This is a genomic window from Pseudomonas sp. AC169 (assembly GCF_979258515.1).
The window spans coordinates 2,365,938-2,381,372 of sequence record NZ_OZ409866.1; the positions used below are offsets into that span (position 1 = coordinate 2,365,938).

Genomic DNA, 15,435 nt, shown 5'->3' on the forward strand with positions numbered 1-15,435 from the left:
GTAGCGGTCGCTGTGATATCTTAGCCCATCTTTTTTGCGGGCGAATTCACCCTGGGGAGGGGGTTTCGCCACGTATGTCACCCACGAAATGAAAGGCAGACCTATGCAGCGGCTGTATCGGAAACGCATCGTTCTGGGCGTCGGCGGCGGCATCGCGGCCTACAAGAGCGCTGATCTGGTTCGTCGCCTGATCGACCAGGGCGCCGAAGTGCGCGTGGTCATGACCCATGGCGGCGCCGAGTTCATCACCCCGCTGACCATGCAGGCCTTGTCCGGCCACCCGGTGCACCTCGACCTGCTCGACCCGGCCGCAGAAGCTGCAATGGGCCACATCGAGCTGGCCAAATGGGCCGACCTGGTGCTGATCGCCCCGGCCACCGCCGACCTGCTCGCCCGTCTTGCCCAAGGCATTGCCAACGATTTGCTGACCACGCTGGTGCTGGCCACCGACGCTGTCGTCGCCGTTGCTCCGGCGATGAATCAGGCGATGTGGCGCGATCCGGCGACCCAGGCCAACCTGCAACTCCTCGAAAGCCGTGGCCTGAAGACCTTCGGCCCAGCCTCGGGCAGCCAAGCCTGCGGCGACGTCGGCATGGGCCGCATGATGGAAGCCACCGACCTCGCACAATGCGCGGCGGACTGCTTCCAGCGTCAGGCGCTAACCGGCAAGCACGTGGTGATTACTGCCGGCCCGACTCAGGAAAACATCGACCCGGTGCGCTACATCACCAACCACAGTTCCGGGAAAATGGGCTTTGCCCTCGCAGAAGCTGCGGTTGAAGCCGGCGCCCGCGTCACGCTGATCAGCGGCCCGGTGCACCTGCCAACGCCGGATCGCGTCACGCGTATCGACGTGGTCAGTGCCCGCGACATGCTCGCCGCTTGCGAGTCGGCGATCCCCTGCGACGTGTTCATCGCCTCGGCGGCCGTTGCGGACTACCGCCCGGAAGTCGTCGCCCCGCAAAAACTCAAGAAAGATCCTACGAGCGGTGACGGCTTCGTCCTGCAAATGGTGCGTAACCCGGACATCCTGGCCACCATCGCGACCCGTCCCGACCGTCCGTTCAGTGTCGGCTTTGCCGCCGAGACCGAACACCTGCTCGACTACGCTGCACGCAAGCTGAAGGACAAGAATCTCGATTTGATCGTCGCCAACGACGTCGCCAACCCGAGCATCGGTTTCAACAGCGAAGAAAACGCCTGCAGCGTGATTGACCGTGAGCTGCACGCCACGGTTTTCGCCCAGACCAGCAAGAGCAAGATCGCTCGCCAACTGGTCACTTTTATCGCCGAACGTCTGAACCAGGTTTAATTTACATGCACGCTTTGCAAGCCAAGATCCTCGACCCACGCATCGGCACTGATTTCCCGCTGCCGCAATACGCCACTCCGGGCTCCGCCGGCCTCGACCTGCGCGCCATGCTGGAACAGGACATCGTGATCAAACCGGGTGAAACCGTACTGATCCCCACCGGTCTGTCGGTTTACATCGGCGACCCGAACCTCGCCGCGCTGATCCTGCCGCGCTCGGGCATGGGCCATAAACACGGCATCGTGCTGGGTAACCTCGTCGGCCTGATCGACTCCGACTACCAGGGCCCGCTGATGGTCTCGTGCTGGAACCGTGGCCAGACCGATTTCACCATGACCGTCGGCGAACGTCTGGCGCAACTGGTGCTGGTACCAGTGGTGCAAGCGCACTTCGAAATGGTTGAAGAGTTCGTCGAAACCGAACGCGGCACCGGCGGATTTGGCCACACCGGCACCAAATAACGGAATACATCTCCTGTAGGAGCTGCCGAAGGCTGCGATCTTTTGATCTTGATCTTAAAAAACAAAGTCAAAAGATCGCAGCCTTCGGCAGCTCCTACGGGGGAAGTTTGTGCAGTTTCAGCGACAGGTTTTAACACCGAAAATCAAGGTTTTGCCGGCCGAAAGCCACGCCAGCCGAGGCGTCATGGCCCTTTCATACCACGAACTCTCTGTGGAAAACGCCGTCATACCCTTCAGTTTGAGCCTGCCGTCGAACGATTCGTCGGTCTGTCCCGCCACTTTCGAGATGGAGCATTTCCGTAGATGAGCACCCCAGCCAAGATTGCCCCGAAGCTGCCCGACAGCATTTTCCGCGCCTATGACATTCGCGGCACCGTGCCGGAATTCCTCAATGCCGAAACCGCTTACTGGATCGGCCGCGCCATCGGTTCGCAGAGCCTGGCCCAGGGTGAGCCGAACGTGTCCGTCGGTCGCGACGGCCGCTTGTCCGGCCCGGAACTGGTTGCCGAACTGATCCGCGGTATCGCCGAAAGCGGCTGCCACGTCAGCGATGTCGGCCTGGTGCCGACGCCGGCGCTGTACTACGCCGCCAACGTGCTGGCCGGCAAGTCCGGGGTCATGCTCACCGGCAGCCACAATCCGTCGAACTACAACGGCTTCAAGATCGTCATCGCCGGCGACACCCTCGCCAACGAACAGATCCAGGCCCTGCACGAGCGCCTCAAGACCAACAACTTGAGCAGCGGCACGGGCAGCGTCACCCAGGTCGAGATCCTCGACCGCTACAACACCGAAATCGTCCAGGACATCAAACTGGCGCGACGCCTGAAAGTCGTGGTCGATTGTGGCAACGGCGCGGCCGGCGTGATCGCCCCGCAACTGATCGAAGCACTGAATTGCGAAGTCATACCGCTGTTCTGCGAAGTCGACGGCAACTTCCCGAACCACCACCCGGACCCGGGCAAGCCTGAAAACCTCGTCGACCTGATCGCCAAAGTTAAAGAGACCAACGCCGACATTGGCCTGGCTTTCGACGGCGACGGCGACCGCGTCGGCGTGGTGACCAACACCGGCAGCATCGTTTATCCCGACCGCCTGTTGATGTTGTTCGCCCGCGATGTGGTGGCGCGCAACCCGGACGCGGAAATCATCTTCGACGTCAAATGCACACGTCGCCTGGTCCCGCTGATCAAGGAATACGGTGGTCGGCCGCTAATGTGGAAGACTGGTCATTCGTTGATCAAAAAGAAAATGAAACAATCCGGCGCCCTGTTGGCCGGTGAAATGAGCGGGCACATCTTCTTCAAGGAACGCTGGTTCGGTTTCGACGACGGTATCTACAGCGCCGCACGGCTGCTGGAGATCCTCAGCAAGGAAAAATCCACCGCGGAAGAGCTGTTTGCGACCTTCCCGAACGATATTTCTACGCCGGAAATCAATATCCATGTGACCGAAGAGAGCAAATTCAGCATCATTGATGCACTGCACGACGCACAGTGGGGCGCAGGCGCTGACCTGACCACCATCGACGGCGTGCGAGTCGATTACGCCAAAGGCTGGGGCCTGGTGCGCGCGTCCAACACCACACCGGTGCTGGTGCTGCGCTTCGAGGCCGATGACGAGGCTGAATTGCAGCGCATCAAGGACGTGTTCCACGCCCAATTGAAACGTGTTGCACCTGATCTCCAACTACCGTTCTGATCCACCCGGAGCCCTGAATGACCCTCGAACGCGATGCCGCCGCCAACACTGCCAAGGTCCTGTCCGAAGCGCTGCCTTATATCCGACGCTATGTCGGCAAGACCCTGGTGATCAAATACGGCGGCAACGCGATGGAAAGCGAGGAGCTGAAAACCGGCTTCGCCCGCGACATCGTGCTGATGAAAGCCGTGGGCATCAACCCGGTGGTCGTGCACGGCGGCGGCCCGCAGATCGGTGATCTGCTCAAGCGCCTGTCGATCGAAAGCCACTTCGTCGACGGCATGCGCGTCACCGACGCGGCGACCATGGACGTGGTGGAAATGGTCCTCGGCGGCCAGGTCAACAAAAGCATCGTCAACCTGATCAACCGCCACGGCGGCAGCGCCATCGGCCTGACCGGTAAAGACGCCGAGCTGATTCGTGCGAAGAAGCTCACCGTCACCCGCCAGACCCCGGAAATGACCCAGCCGGAAATCATCGACATCGGCCACGTTGGCGAAGTCATCGGGATCAACACCGACTTGCTCAACCTGCTGGTCAAAGGTGACTTCATCCCGGTGATCGCGCCTATCGGCGTCGGTGCCAACGGCGAGTCGTACAACATCAACGCTGACTTGGTGGCCGGTAAAGTGGCCGAAGCGCTGAAAGCCGAGAAGCTGATGCTGCTGACCAACATCGCTGGCCTGATGGACAAGTCGGGCACCGTGTTGACCGGCCTGAGCACGCAGCAGGTCGACGATCTGATCGCCGACGGCACCATCTACGGCGGCATGCTGCCGAAGATCCGCTGCGCGCTGGAAGCGGTTCAGGGCGGCGTGGGCAGCTCGTTGATCATCGACGGTCGCGTACCGAATGCGATCCTGCTGGAAATCTTCACCGACACCGGCGTGGGTACGCTGATCAGCAATCGCAAGCGTCCTTAAGCGCTAGCGCAAACAAAGAGACCCCGCTCAGCCTGACTGAGCGGGGTCTTTTTTTGCCCTGCAATCCCTGTGGGAGCGAGCCTGCTCGCGAAAGCGGTGTTTGCATCACATCAATATTGAATGTGAAGGCCTCTTCGCGAGTAGGCTCGCTCCCACAGTGCTCTGCGGTTAAACGCCGAACTGCGCGCGATAGGCTTCCACGGCTGGCAAGTGTTGCTTGAGCTGCGGATCGTCAGCGAGGAATTCCAACACCTGATTCAGCGAAACAATGCTGATCACCGGGATACCGAAGTCGCGCTCGACTTCCTGAATCGCCGACAACTCACCGTTGCCACGCTCCTGACGGTTCAGGGCAATCAGCACGCCAGCAGCCTTGGCACCGTCCTGGGAAGCGATGATTTGCATCACTTCACGGATCGCGGTGCCAGCGGTGATCACGTCGTCGATGATCAGCACGTCGCCGGTCAGCGGCGCGCCGACCAGACTGCCACCTTCGCCGTGGGCCTTGGCTTCCTTGCGGTTGAAGCACCATGGCAGGTCACGGTCGTGATGCTCGGCCAGCGCGACGGCAGTGGTCGCCGCCAACGGGATGCCTTTGTAGGCCGGGCCGAACAATACGTCGAAAGGAATGCCGCTTTCGGCAATGGCTGCAGCGTAGAAACGCCCCAGCTGCGCCAGGGCCGAACCCGAGTTGAACAGGCCGGCATTGAAGAAGTAAGGACTGGTGCGCCCGGACTTCAGGGTGAACTCACCGAAGCGCAAAACGCCGCGATCGATGGCAAAACGAATAAAATCGCGCTGATACGCTTGCATGAAAAAAACCCCAAATACCACGGATTTAGCTAATTAGCTTGACGCCGTGTATCATACACGCACGCGATTTTTGGGGCCATTTATGCGGATCATCAGTGTGAACGTCAATGGTATTCAGGCTGCAGTCGAGCGTGGTTTGCTCAGTTGGCTGCAAGCACAGAATGCCGACGTCATCTGCCTGCAGGACACCCGTGCCTCCGCCTTTGAACTGGATGACCCAGCCTTCCAACTGGATGGCTACTTCCTTTATGCCTGCGATGCTGAAGTCCCTGCCCAAGGTGGCGTGGCTTTGTATTCGCGGTTGCAACCGAAGGCTGTCATCAGCGGTCTCGGTTTCGAGACGGCCGACCGCTACGGGCGCTACCTGCAAGCAGATTTCGACAAAGTCAGTATTGCCACCTTGCTGCTCCCTTCGGGGATGAACGGCGATGAGGACTTGAACCAGAAGTTCAAGCTCATGGACGACTTCGGCAAGTACCTGGACAAACAGCGACGCAAACGTCGCGAGTACATTTATTGTGGCTCGCTGTACGTGGCGCAGCAGAAGCTCGACATCAAAAACTGGCGCGACAGCCAGCAATCCCCGGGCTTCCTGGCGCCAGAACGCGCCTGGATGGACGAGATTGTCGGCAACATGGGCTATGTCGATGCGTTGCGCGAAGTCAGCCGCGAAGGCGACCAGTACAGCTGGTGGCCGGATAACGAACAGGCCGAGATGCTCAATCTGGGCTGGCGCTTCGATTACCAGATCCTGACCCCGGGCCTGCGGCGCTTCGTGCGCAGCGCACGTCTGCCACGTCAACCACGGTTCTCGCAGCACGCGCCGCTGATCGTCGACTACGACTGGACGCTGACCATCTAAGCGTCGTTTCGCAGTACAAAAAATGCCCGTATCGCAAGATACGGGCATTTTTTATGCCTCGGCTCAAAACAGATTCAAACTCAGACGGCGGCGAAGAACGGCAACATTAAGTACAGCTTGATCACGACGACATTAATGATGTCGATGAAGAACGCACCCACCATCGGCACCACCAGAAACGCGATCTGCGAGGGCCCGTAACGCTGCGTCACTGCTTGCATGTTGGCAATGGCGGTCGGCGTCGCGCCAAGCCCGAAGCCGCAATGCCCCGCAGCCAGCACGGCGGCATCGTAGTTGCGGCCCATCACCCGGAATGTCACGAAGATCGCGAACAGCGCCATGACCAGCGCCTGCACCGCCAGAATGATGAAGATTGGCAGCGCCAGCGCCGCCAGATCCCATAACTTGAGCGACATCAGGGCGATCGCCAGAAACAGCGAGAGGCTGACATTGCCCAGTACCGAGACCTCACGCTCAAACACCTGATACAAGCCCAGCGCTGAAAGACCATTGCGCAGCACCACGCCGACAAACAGCACACAAACGAACGTCGGCAACTCGAACGCAGTCCCCTGCAGCAGGCCATTCAGCAGGTTGCCGGCCAGCAAGCTCACTGCAATCAACGCGAGGGTTTCGACAAACGAAAAAGGCGTGATTGAGCGCTCCTTGTTCGGCTGCTCAAAACCTTTAGGCAATCGTGGCGCATCCTGCTGATTGCAACCCGGCACTTCCACACGCTTGATGAGCAACCGCGCCACCGGCCCGCCGATCAAACCACCCAGCACCAGACCAAACGTCGCCGAGGCGATCGCCAGTTCGGAAGCGGAGGCCAGACCGTATTTCTCGCTGAATACCGTGCCCCACGCAGCCCCTGTGCCGTGACCGCCCGCCAAGGTGATCGATCCGGTCAGCAGCCCCATCAGCGGATCGAGCCCGAGCATTGTTGCCAGCCCGATCCCCATCGCATTCTGTACCACCAACAATCCGGTGACGGCCAACAGAAATATCCCGACAACGCGCCCGCCTTTCTTCAAGCTGGCGAAGTCTGCACTTAGACCAATCGTGGCAAAAAAAGCCAGCATCAAAGGTGTCTGCAGCGAAGTATCGAAACGAATTTCAATATTGAACGTTCGCAGCAACAATAAAATCAGGGCAACTACCAAGCCGCCCGCAACAGGTTCAGGGATATTGTAACTGCGCATGAAACCAACACGCATAACGAGCCCGCGCCCAAGTAGAAGTACTAAGGAAGCGGCCACAAGTGTTCCGTAAAAATCGAGCTGAATCATTGGGATTATTCTTGGCTAGATATTCAGAGGCGAATTTTTACCTGCACCCGCCTCGTGAACCGGCTGATTGTCTCAACACTGATTACTGTGGAATTCAAGAGCCTTCGATGGCTTGAATATATCTTGATATTTCAGAAGAAATACTAGTCGGAGAACTTTAACAATCGCCACCCCCGATTCCAAGGAGATAGCTCAACACTAAGGCACCTCAGTTGTGACCAAAAGTGTAAGCGCGACTTTCATGTTGAATTTTATGTACCACTTATCGCAGCCAGATTATTCCTACATACCGCAGAGATTAATTTTGTTGCACAAATAAAAAATGCCCTGATATGTCAGGGCATTTATTTTGAAAGTTTGCGAGCAGTTTATTTGATCAGCCGCCAGGTAAACGGATATCGGTACGGGAAGCCTTCGTTAGCCTTCACTCCCGCAATGATGGTCAATACCAGCGCACCAATGGCCAGTATCCCCAACAGGAAAAATCCGATGATCAGCACCATCAGCAGGAAACAGATCAACGAGGCGATGGCGACGGTGATCTGAAAATTCAGCGCCTCTTTACCTTGAGCATCAATGAACGGATCTGTTTCGCGCTTCATCTGCCACAGGATCAACGGTCCGATCAAATTGCCGAACGGAATCCAGATCCCCAGCAAGGCGGACAAGTGACAAAACATCGCCCATTGGCGAACCTGTTGGCTCGGCTTGGGCAGCAACTCTTGCTCGTCACTCATCGCGTCCTCCTTGCGGTTATGAACCTGCTCAGTCGGCCAGTGCAGCCTTTTGCAGTTCGAAGATTTCGTTCATGCCTTGCTTGGCCAGTTCCAGCATCGCGTTCAGGTCTTCAGGCTGGAACGGCGCGCCTTCGGCCGTGCCCTGCACTTCGATGAAGCCACCGGTACTGGTCATCACCACGTTGAGGTCAGTCTCGGCGGCGGAATCTTCAAGATAGTCCAGATCCAGCACGGCCTCGCCCTGATACATGCCGACCGATACCGCACCGATCATTTGCTTGAGCGGATCGCCGCCTTTCAGGCCGCCGCGCTTCTTGATCACTTTCAGTGCGTCAACCAGAGCAACCATGGCGCCGGTAATGGATGCGGTGCGGGTGCCGCCGTCAGCCTGGATCACGTCGCAGTCGACGTACAGGGTCACATCGCCCAGCTTGGACATGTCCAGCGCAGCGCGCAGGGAACGACCGATCAGACGCTGGATTTCCAGGGTGCGGCCGCCCTGCTTGCCACGGCTCGCTTCACGCTGGTTACGCTCACCGGTGGCGCGCGGCAGCATGCCGTACTCAGCGGTCAGCCAGCCTTGGCCCTGGCCTTTGAGAAACCGCGGCACGCCGTTTTCGACGCTGACGGTGCAGATGACTTTGGTATCACCGAATTCGACCAGCACCGATCCTTCGGCGTGTTTGGTGTAGTTGCGGGTAATGCGGATCGAGCGGAGCTGATCGGCAGCGCGACCACTTGGACGTTTCATAGGAGATACCTGTACTGAGGACGGAAAACTGCCGAGCATTATAGAGCGCTGCACCGCGACTGGGCACTCGTTAAAAAATCCGGGCGACGATTGAAGGCCCTGAAACACTCATTACCGACGGGCTGCAGCCCTTTGTCACACCGTGTGTTTGGGCGCATTCGCCGCACTGCGCTACAATCCTGCGCCTTTGCTGCCAGTCGGCTTAAATTCATTGATATCGAGCCTGCGGAACATCCCTGCGGCGCCGATCTGCATTGCGAGGTCACCGCCATGGTGCACAGCATGACCGCCTTCGCCCGCGTCGAAAAAGCCGGCGCCCAGGGCACCCTGAGCTGGGAGCTGCGCTCGGTCAACAGCCGCTACCTTGAACCCCACCTGCGTTTGCCGGAGTCGTTTCGCGACCTCGAAGGCGCGGTGCGTGAAGCGCTGCGTCAGGGCCTGTCACGAGGCAAACTCGAATGCACCCTGCGTTTCACCGAAGAAAGCACCGGCAAAGCACTGCAAATCGATCGCGAGCGCGCCGCGCAGTTGGTCGCCGCCGCTGAGACGGTCGCTGGTCTGATCAAGAATCCTGCCGCATTGAATCCGCTGGAAGTGCTGGCCTGGCCCGGCGTATTGGTGGGCGATGCGACCGACCCGCAGGCGCTGAATGCCGACGCGCTGACCCTTTTCAACCAAGGTCTGAAAGAGTTGAAGGCTGGCCGCGAGCGCGAAGGCGCGGAGTTGGCACGTTTGATCAACGAGCGTCTGACCTCTATCGAAGAGGACGTCGTAACCCTGCGTGAACTGGTGCCGCAAATGCTCGCGACCCAGCGCCAGAAAGTCCTCGACCGCTTCGCCGACATGAAGGCCGAGCTGGATCCGCAGCGTCTCGAACAGGAAATGGTCATCCTCGCGCAAAAGAGCGACGTGGCCGAAGAACTGGATCGCCTGAGCACCCACATCATCGAAGTGCGCCGGGTGCTCAAATCCGGCGGTGCGGCCGGGCGGCGCCTGGACTTCCTGATGCAGGAGCTCAACCGCGAAGCCAACACACTGGGCTCCAAGGCCTTCGACCCGCGCAGCACCCAGGCCGCCGTCAACCTCAAGGTGTTGATCGAGCAAATGCGCGAACAAGTGCAGAATATTGAGTAAGGCAACCCCGACATGACCCACAGCACCGGCACCCTGTACATCATTTCCGCGCCATCGGGCGCGGGCAAGAGCAGTCTGGTCAAGGCGTTGACCGACGCCATACCGGAAATTCGCGTTTCGGTTTCCCACACCACCCGCGCCATGCGTCCGGGTGAAGTGGACGGCGTGAACTACCACTTCGTGACCCGCGAAGAGTTCGTGAAGATGGGCGAGCACGGCGACTTCCTCGAACGCGCCGAAGTCTTCGGCAACTTCTACGGCACCTCGCAAAGCCGCCTGCAGCAGACGCTGGACGAAGGTCACGACCTGATTCTGGAAATCGACTGGCAAGGCGCCGAGCAAGTGCGCAAGCTGATGCCGCAAGCACGCTCGATCTTTATCCTGCCGCCGTCGCTTCAGGCACTGCACCAGCGCCTGACCAACCGTGGCCAGGACAGCGACGAGATCATTGACGGCCGGATGCGCGAAGCGGTCAGCGAGATGAGTCACTATGTCGAGTACGACTACCTGATCATCAACGACGATTTTGCTCATGCACTTGACGATCTGAAGGCGATTTTCCGCGCCAATCAACTCCAGCAGAAACGCCAGCAAGTACGTTTCGGCAAGTTGCTGGCCGAATTGCTCGGTTAATCAGCACTTCCCAAAACCGCTGCAAGCGCTTTACATTGGTACTTGCAGCGCGTCGAAGGGTCTGGTCAAAAAATCAGCGCTTCCCTAATCGCTGGTGATTTTTTAAACTGCTCAGTCCGCTCGCCCACCCGGGCAGCGCGCATATTGCATTCGCTCCGAGGAATACCATGGCCCGCGTAACCGTTGAAGACTGCCTGAACCACGTGGAAAACCGTTTTGAACTGGTCATGCTGTCCACCAAGCGTGCCCGTCAACTGGCCACCGGCGGCAAAGAGCCACTGGTCCAGTGGGAAAACGACAAGCCGACTGTTGTCGCCCTGCGTGAAATCGCTGAAGGCCTGATGAGCTACGAGTTCATCGCCGAGCAGGAAATCGTCCAGGATGAGCCGCTGTTCGCAGCGTTCGAGGACGAGTCCAACGAGGCCGTCTAAGCCTATGCCTGGTCGACGTAGCACGGCGCGGGAACACAGCCTACGGCAGGAGTCATCATGCCGAGCATAGACGCCCTCGCCGATCGCTTATCGACCTACCTCGGCAACGACCAGGTCAACCTGGTCCGCCGAGCGTATTTCTACGCCGAACAAGCCCATGACGGTCAACGCCGTCGCAGTGGCGAGGCGTACGTCACGCATCCTCTTGCCGTGGCCAATATTCTTGCCGACATGCACATGGACCATCAGAGCCTGATGGCCGCAATGCTGCATGACGTGATCGAAGACACCGGTATCGCCAAAGAAGCGCTGCAAGCGCAGTTCGGTGAAACCGTGGCCGAACTGGTCGACGGGGTCAGCAAACTGACCCAGATGAATTTCGAGACCAAGGCCGAAGCCCAGGCGGAAAACTTCCAGAAAATGGCCATGGCCATGGCGCGCGACATTCGCGTGATCCTGGTCAAACTCGCCGACCGCCTGCACAACATGCGCACGCTGGAAGTGCTGTCCGGCGAAAAACGCCGCCGGATCGCCAAGGAAACCCTGGAAATCTACGCGCCCATCGCCAACCGGCTGGGCATGCATGCGATCCGCATCGAGTTCGAAGACCTCGGCTTCAAGGCCATGCACCCGATGCGTTCCGCGCGGATCTACCAGGCAGTCAAACGCGCCCGGGGCAACCGCAAGGAAATCGTCAACAAGATCGAAGAATCCCTCGGCCATTGCCTCGCTATCGACGGCATCCAGGGTGAAGTCAGCGGTCGCCAGAAACACCTCTACGGCATCTACAAGAAAATGCGCGGCAAGCGTCGGGCCTTTAACGAGATCATGGACGTCTATGCGTTCCGGATCATCGTCGACAAGGTCGATACCTGCTACCGCGTACTGGGCGCTGTGCATAATTTGTACAAACCGTTGCCGGGGCGCTTCAAGGATTACATCGCGATCCCCAAGGCCAACGGCTATCAGTCGCTGCACACCACGCTATTCGGCATGCACGGCGTACCGATCGAGATCCAGATCCGTACCCGCGAAATGGAAGAGATGGCCAACAACGGCATCGCTGCCCATTGGCTGTACAAATCCAGCGGTGACGAACAGCCGAAAGGCACTCACGCCCGCGCCCGTCAGTGGGTCAAAGGCGTGCTGGAAATGCAGCAACGTGCCGGCAACTCGCTGGAATTCATCGAGAGCGTGAAGATCGACCTGTTCCCGGACGAGGTCTACGTGTTCACGCCAAAAGGCCGGATCATGGAGCTGCCGAAAGGCTCCACGGCGGTCGACTTTGCCTACGCGGTACACACCGACGTCGGCAACAGCTGCATTGCCTGCCGGATCAACCGTCGTCTCGCACCGCTGTCCGAACCGCTGCAAAGCGGCTCCACGGTCGAGATCGTCAGCGCCCCCGGCGCGCGGCCGAATCCGGCATGGCTCAACTTCGTGGTCACCGGCAAGGCGCGCACGCACATCCGCCACGCGCTGAAACTGCAGCGTCGCTCCGAGTCCATCAGCCTCGGCGAACGCCTGCTGAACAAAGTCCTCAACGGTTTCGACAGTTCGCTGGAGAAGATCCCGGCCGAACGCGTCAAGGCGATGCTCACCGAGTACCGCCTCGAACTGATTGAAGATTTGCTTGAAGACATTGGCCTGGGCAACCGCATGGCCTACGTCGTCGCCCGCCGCCTGCTTGGCGAAGGCGAACAGTTGCCAAGTCCTGAAGGCCCGCTGGCGATTCGCGGTACCGAAGGTCTTGTGCTGAGCTACGCCAAATGCTGCACGCCGATCCCGGGCGACCCGATTGTCGGGCACTTGTCGGCGGGCAAAGGCATGGTCGTGCACTTGGACAACTGCCGCAATATCAGCGAAATCCGGCACAACCCGGAAAAATGCATCCAGCTCTCGTGGGCCAAGGATGTCACCGGCGAATTCAACGTCGAACTGCGCGTCGAGCTGGAACACCAACGCGGCCTGATCGCGTTGCTGGCCAGCAGCGTCAACGCAGCCGACGGCAATATCGAGAAAATCAGCATGGACGAACGCGATGGTCGCATCAGCGTGGTCCAGTTGGTGGTCAGCGTCCACGACCGTGTGCACCTGGCCCGCGTGATCAAGAAGCTGCGCGCCTTGACCGGGGTGATCCGCATCACCCGCATGCGTGCATAACCTGCCTATTACAAGGAGTCATTCATGACCAAAACCGTAATCACCAGCGACAAAGCCCCGGCCGCCATCGGCACTTACTCCCAGGCGATCAAGGCAGGCGACACCGTTTACATGTCGGGCCAGATTCCTCTGGACCCAAAAACCATGGAACTGGTTGAAGGCTTCGAAGCCCAGACCGTCCAGGTGTTCGAGAACCTCAAAGCCGTGGCCGAAGCTGCCGGTGGTTCGTTCAAGGACATCGTCAAACTGAACATCTTCCTCACCGACCTGAGCCACTTCGCCAAGGTCAACGAGATCATGGGCAAGTACTTCGACCAGCCATACCCGGCTCGCGCCGCCATCGGCGTGGCTGCCCTGCCAAAGGGTTCGCAGGTTGAAATGGATGCCATTCTGGTCATCGAGTGATGCGCACGGCGCGGCCTTCAAACGCCGCGCCGATTGCTGCAAGAAAAGGTTTTGAAAGGATTCCACCATGCGCAAAGCGCTAGCTCTCCCGCTGCTCGCCATTTTCCTCGGCGGCTGCGCCAGCAACCCTGCCGATCGCGACATCAGCGGCACTTGGATTAACCAGGTGGCGATCGATGCCGCAGCCAAGGGCGGCCCCCTGCGCGAAGCGCTTCAGGCTTACGGCCCGAATCTGGAGTGGGACGTCAATACCAAGGCCAGTCAGGCCCGCTACACCAACGGTTTTGAGAACGTCGAAGGACGGCTGCTGGGCGAAAAATCCGGCGCCTGGAAAGTCGATTTCTATGGCAGCTCCGCCAGTGAGCTGAAGCGTGACGGCGGCCAACTGCAGCAAGCCGCCAGCGATAATGAGCCGGAGCAGCTATTCGACCGCGCACAGATTCCGGTGCCGGAAGGCGCACCGATCGGCGCCAGCTTCGAACGTGCGCTGTATTCGGCCTATCTGGGCGGTGACTGGAAAATCACCAACGGCCAGGGCGAAGGCAGCACCGTGCAATTTCAGGCGGATGGTCAGGTCTCCGGCTTACCGGGTGCCGACCGTTATGCGTTGTGCCTGGCGGGTGATTGCGCGTCGATGAGCAACGGCAACGACAGCATGTGGTTGCAGCAGAACGGTCAGGGCAATAACTGGATCTTTGTGCGCAAGGGCAAAGAGCTGGAAATCCTCCAGGCGGTGAATGCTGCGTTGGCGGATGAACAACCGCAGTTCACCGCGGGTGAGCGCAAGTGGTTGCTGGAGAAGCAGTAACCCACCTCTAAAACCGGTGAAGATCAAATGTGGGAGCGAGCTTGCTCGCGAATGCGGTGCAACAGCCAACAGAGATGTTGAATGTTAAGTCGTCTTCGCGAGCAAGCTCGCTCCCACAGTTGTTTTGTGGTGCTTGGAAGTCAGCAACGCCCTTCTAAAATCGCGGCATAGCCTTCGCGGTAGCTCGGGTACGTTGGCGTCCAGCCCAACGCTTTAGCCCGCGCATTGCTGCAGCGCTTGCTGCCGGTGCGGCGCACGCTGGCGTCTTCCGACCATTCGGTAACGCCCAGATACTCACGCAACCAACCTACGACTTCAGCTAACGGCGCTGGCGCATCGTCGACACCGATGTAGAAATCGTCCAGTTTCACGCCCTGCCGAGCCTTTTCCAGCAGAAACGCCAACAACCCTGCTGCGTCATCGGCATGAATCCGGTTGCCGTACAACGGAGGTTCGACCGCCACGCGATAACCGCGACGCACTTGAGTCAGCAGCCATTCACGGCCCGGCCCGTAGATCCCGGTCAAACGAAGAATGCTCGCAGGAATGCCACTTTTAAGCGCGACCTGCTCAGCCTCCAGCATCAATCGCCCGGAATAACCGGCAGCGATGGTCTCTGAGTTCTCATCGACCCACTCACCCTCCTGCTGTCCATAAACACTGCTGCTGGAAACGAAGATCAGCCGCTCCGGCACTTGACCGTAATCCTCCAGCCAACTCAGAACATTCTGCAGACCCTGCACGTAAGCCGCGCGATAACCGGCCTCGTCGTGATCAGTGGCTGCCGCGCAATACACCAGATAGTCAACCGCCCCCACCGGCCAGGTCGCCGGGCAGTCTTCGTTGAACAGGTCGCCGGCAACGCCGATCACACCATCCGGCAGCTTCGTTACATCCCGGCGCAGACCATGAACTTCCCAGCCAGCCGCCAGCAATTGCTTGGCCAGACGACTGCCGACATCACCACAACCGGCAATCAATACAGAAGGCGCGGACATCAAAAAACTCCTAT

Annotated in this window: 15 protein-coding genes and 1 pseudogene; 11 read left to right on the forward strand and 5 right to left on the reverse strand. The window is 59.2% G+C overall.

Annotation, left to right across the window (positions count from 1 at the left end):
• Window positions 1-103: 103 nt before the first annotated feature.
• From coaBC to argB, 4 genes and pseudogenes are all read left to right on the forward strand, one after another.
• On the forward strand, window positions 104-1,312 hold the full coding sequence (coaBC, locus tag ACZZ0G_RS10840; RefSeq protein ID WP_122604565.1) for a bifunctional phosphopantothenoylcysteine decarboxylase/phosphopantothenate--cysteine ligase CoaBC: 1,209 nt from the start codon (window positions 104-106) through the stop codon (window positions 1,310-1,312).
• Window positions 1,313-1,317: 5 nt separating this feature from the next.
• Window positions 1,318-1,773, forward strand: a complete 456-nt coding sequence (gene dut, locus ACZZ0G_RS10845) for a dUTP diphosphatase (protein ID WP_064116430.1) — start codon at window positions 1,318-1,320, stop codon at window positions 1,771-1,773.
• A 324-nt stretch (window positions 1,774-2,097) separates the two neighbouring features.
• Window positions 2,098-3,474 (forward strand): annotated as a pseudogene (locus tag ACZZ0G_RS10850) (phosphomannomutase/phosphoglucomutase); the annotation flags it as partial.
• Between the two features lie 17 nt (window positions 3,475-3,491).
• On the forward strand, window positions 3,492-4,397 hold the full coding sequence (gene argB, locus ACZZ0G_RS10855; protein WP_064389560.1) for an acetylglutamate kinase: 906 nt from the start codon (window positions 3,492-3,494) through the stop codon (window positions 4,395-4,397).
• A 168-nt stretch (window positions 4,398-4,565) separates the two neighbouring features.
• Here argB and pyrE read toward each other — a convergent pair whose 3' ends face one another.
• Window positions 4,566-5,210: an orotate phosphoribosyltransferase gene (gene pyrE, locus ACZZ0G_RS10860; RefSeq protein ID WP_008078597.1), complete on the reverse strand. Its 645-nt coding sequence runs from the start codon at window positions 5,208-5,210 to the stop codon at window positions 4,566-4,568.
• Between the two features lie 82 nt (window positions 5,211-5,292).
• On the opposite strand from pyrE, the gene ACZZ0G_RS10865 reads away from it, so the two are divergent.
• Window positions 5,293-6,072 (forward strand): exodeoxyribonuclease III, encoded by a 780-nt coding sequence (locus ACZZ0G_RS10865; RefSeq protein ID WP_007920349.1) that lies wholly within the window; start codon window positions 5,293-5,295, stop codon window positions 6,070-6,072.
• Between the two features lie 80 nt (window positions 6,073-6,152).
• On the opposite strand, the gene gltS is transcribed toward ACZZ0G_RS10865, so the two are convergent.
• The 3 genes from gltS to rph all read right to left on the reverse strand — a co-directional run bounded on the left by gltS (window position 6,153) and on the right by rph (window position 8,849).
• A complete protein-coding gene (gltS, locus tag ACZZ0G_RS10870) occupies window positions 6,153-7,361 on the reverse strand; it encodes a sodium/glutamate symporter (RefSeq protein ID WP_463398347.1) in 1,209 nt (402 codons plus the stop codon).
• A gap of 368 nt (window positions 7,362-7,729) precedes the next feature.
• Window positions 7,730-8,098 (reverse strand): DUF4870 domain-containing protein, encoded by a 369-nt coding sequence (locus ACZZ0G_RS10875; RefSeq protein ID WP_463398346.1) that lies wholly within the window; start codon window positions 8,096-8,098, stop codon window positions 7,730-7,732.
• A gap of 28 nt (window positions 8,099-8,126) precedes the next feature.
• Window positions 8,127-8,849 carry a ribonuclease PH gene (rph, locus tag ACZZ0G_RS10880; protein ID WP_016985814.1) on the reverse strand — a complete coding sequence of 241 codons (723 nt, stop codon included), beginning with the start codon at window positions 8,847-8,849 and terminating at the stop codon, window positions 8,127-8,129.
• 270 nt (window positions 8,850-9,119) lie between these two features.
• Between rph and ACZZ0G_RS10885 the strand changes: the two genes are divergently transcribed.
• The 6 genes from ACZZ0G_RS10885 (at window position 9,120) to ACZZ0G_RS10910 (ending at window position 14,423) form a co-directional block, all read left to right on the forward strand.
• The gene (locus ACZZ0G_RS10885) at window positions 9,120-9,983 is read left to right on the forward strand and encodes a YicC/YloC family endoribonuclease (RefSeq protein WP_463556132.1); all 864 of its coding nucleotides are present in this window, start codon (window positions 9,120-9,122) and stop codon (window positions 9,981-9,983) included.
• Window positions 9,984-9,995: 12 nt separating this feature from the next.
• Window positions 9,996-10,616 carry a guanylate kinase gene (gene gmk, locus ACZZ0G_RS10890; RefSeq protein WP_008078609.1) on the forward strand — a complete coding sequence of 207 codons (621 nt, stop codon included), beginning with the start codon at window positions 9,996-9,998 and terminating at the stop codon, window positions 10,614-10,616.
• Between the two features lie 167 nt (window positions 10,617-10,783).
• Entirely contained in the window at window positions 10,784-11,047 is a 264-nt protein-coding gene (gene rpoZ, locus ACZZ0G_RS10895) for a DNA-directed RNA polymerase subunit omega (protein WP_016985812.1), read from the forward strand.
• Between the two features lie 57 nt (window positions 11,048-11,104).
• On the forward strand, window positions 11,105-13,210 hold the full coding sequence (gene spoT, locus ACZZ0G_RS10900) for a bifunctional GTP diphosphokinase/guanosine-3',5'-bis pyrophosphate 3'-pyrophosphohydrolase (protein ID WP_007920338.1): 2,106 nt from the start codon (window positions 11,105-11,107) through the stop codon (window positions 13,208-13,210).
• Between the two features lie 24 nt (window positions 13,211-13,234).
• Window positions 13,235-13,615, forward strand: a complete 381-nt coding sequence (locus ACZZ0G_RS10905) for a RidA family protein (RefSeq protein WP_463556133.1) — start codon at window positions 13,235-13,237, stop codon at window positions 13,613-13,615.
• A gap of 67 nt (window positions 13,616-13,682) precedes the next feature.
• The gene (locus ACZZ0G_RS10910) at window positions 13,683-14,423 is read left to right on the forward strand and encodes a hypothetical protein (protein WP_463556134.1); all 741 of its coding nucleotides are present in this window, start codon (window positions 13,683-13,685) and stop codon (window positions 14,421-14,423) included.
• 140 nt (window positions 14,424-14,563) lie between these two features.
• On the opposite strand, the gene ACZZ0G_RS10915 is transcribed toward ACZZ0G_RS10910, so the two are convergent.
• A complete protein-coding gene (locus ACZZ0G_RS10915) occupies window positions 14,564-15,421 on the reverse strand; it encodes an SDR family oxidoreductase (RefSeq protein WP_463556135.1) in 858 nt (285 codons plus the stop codon).
• Window positions 15,422-15,435 lie beyond the last annotated feature (14 nt).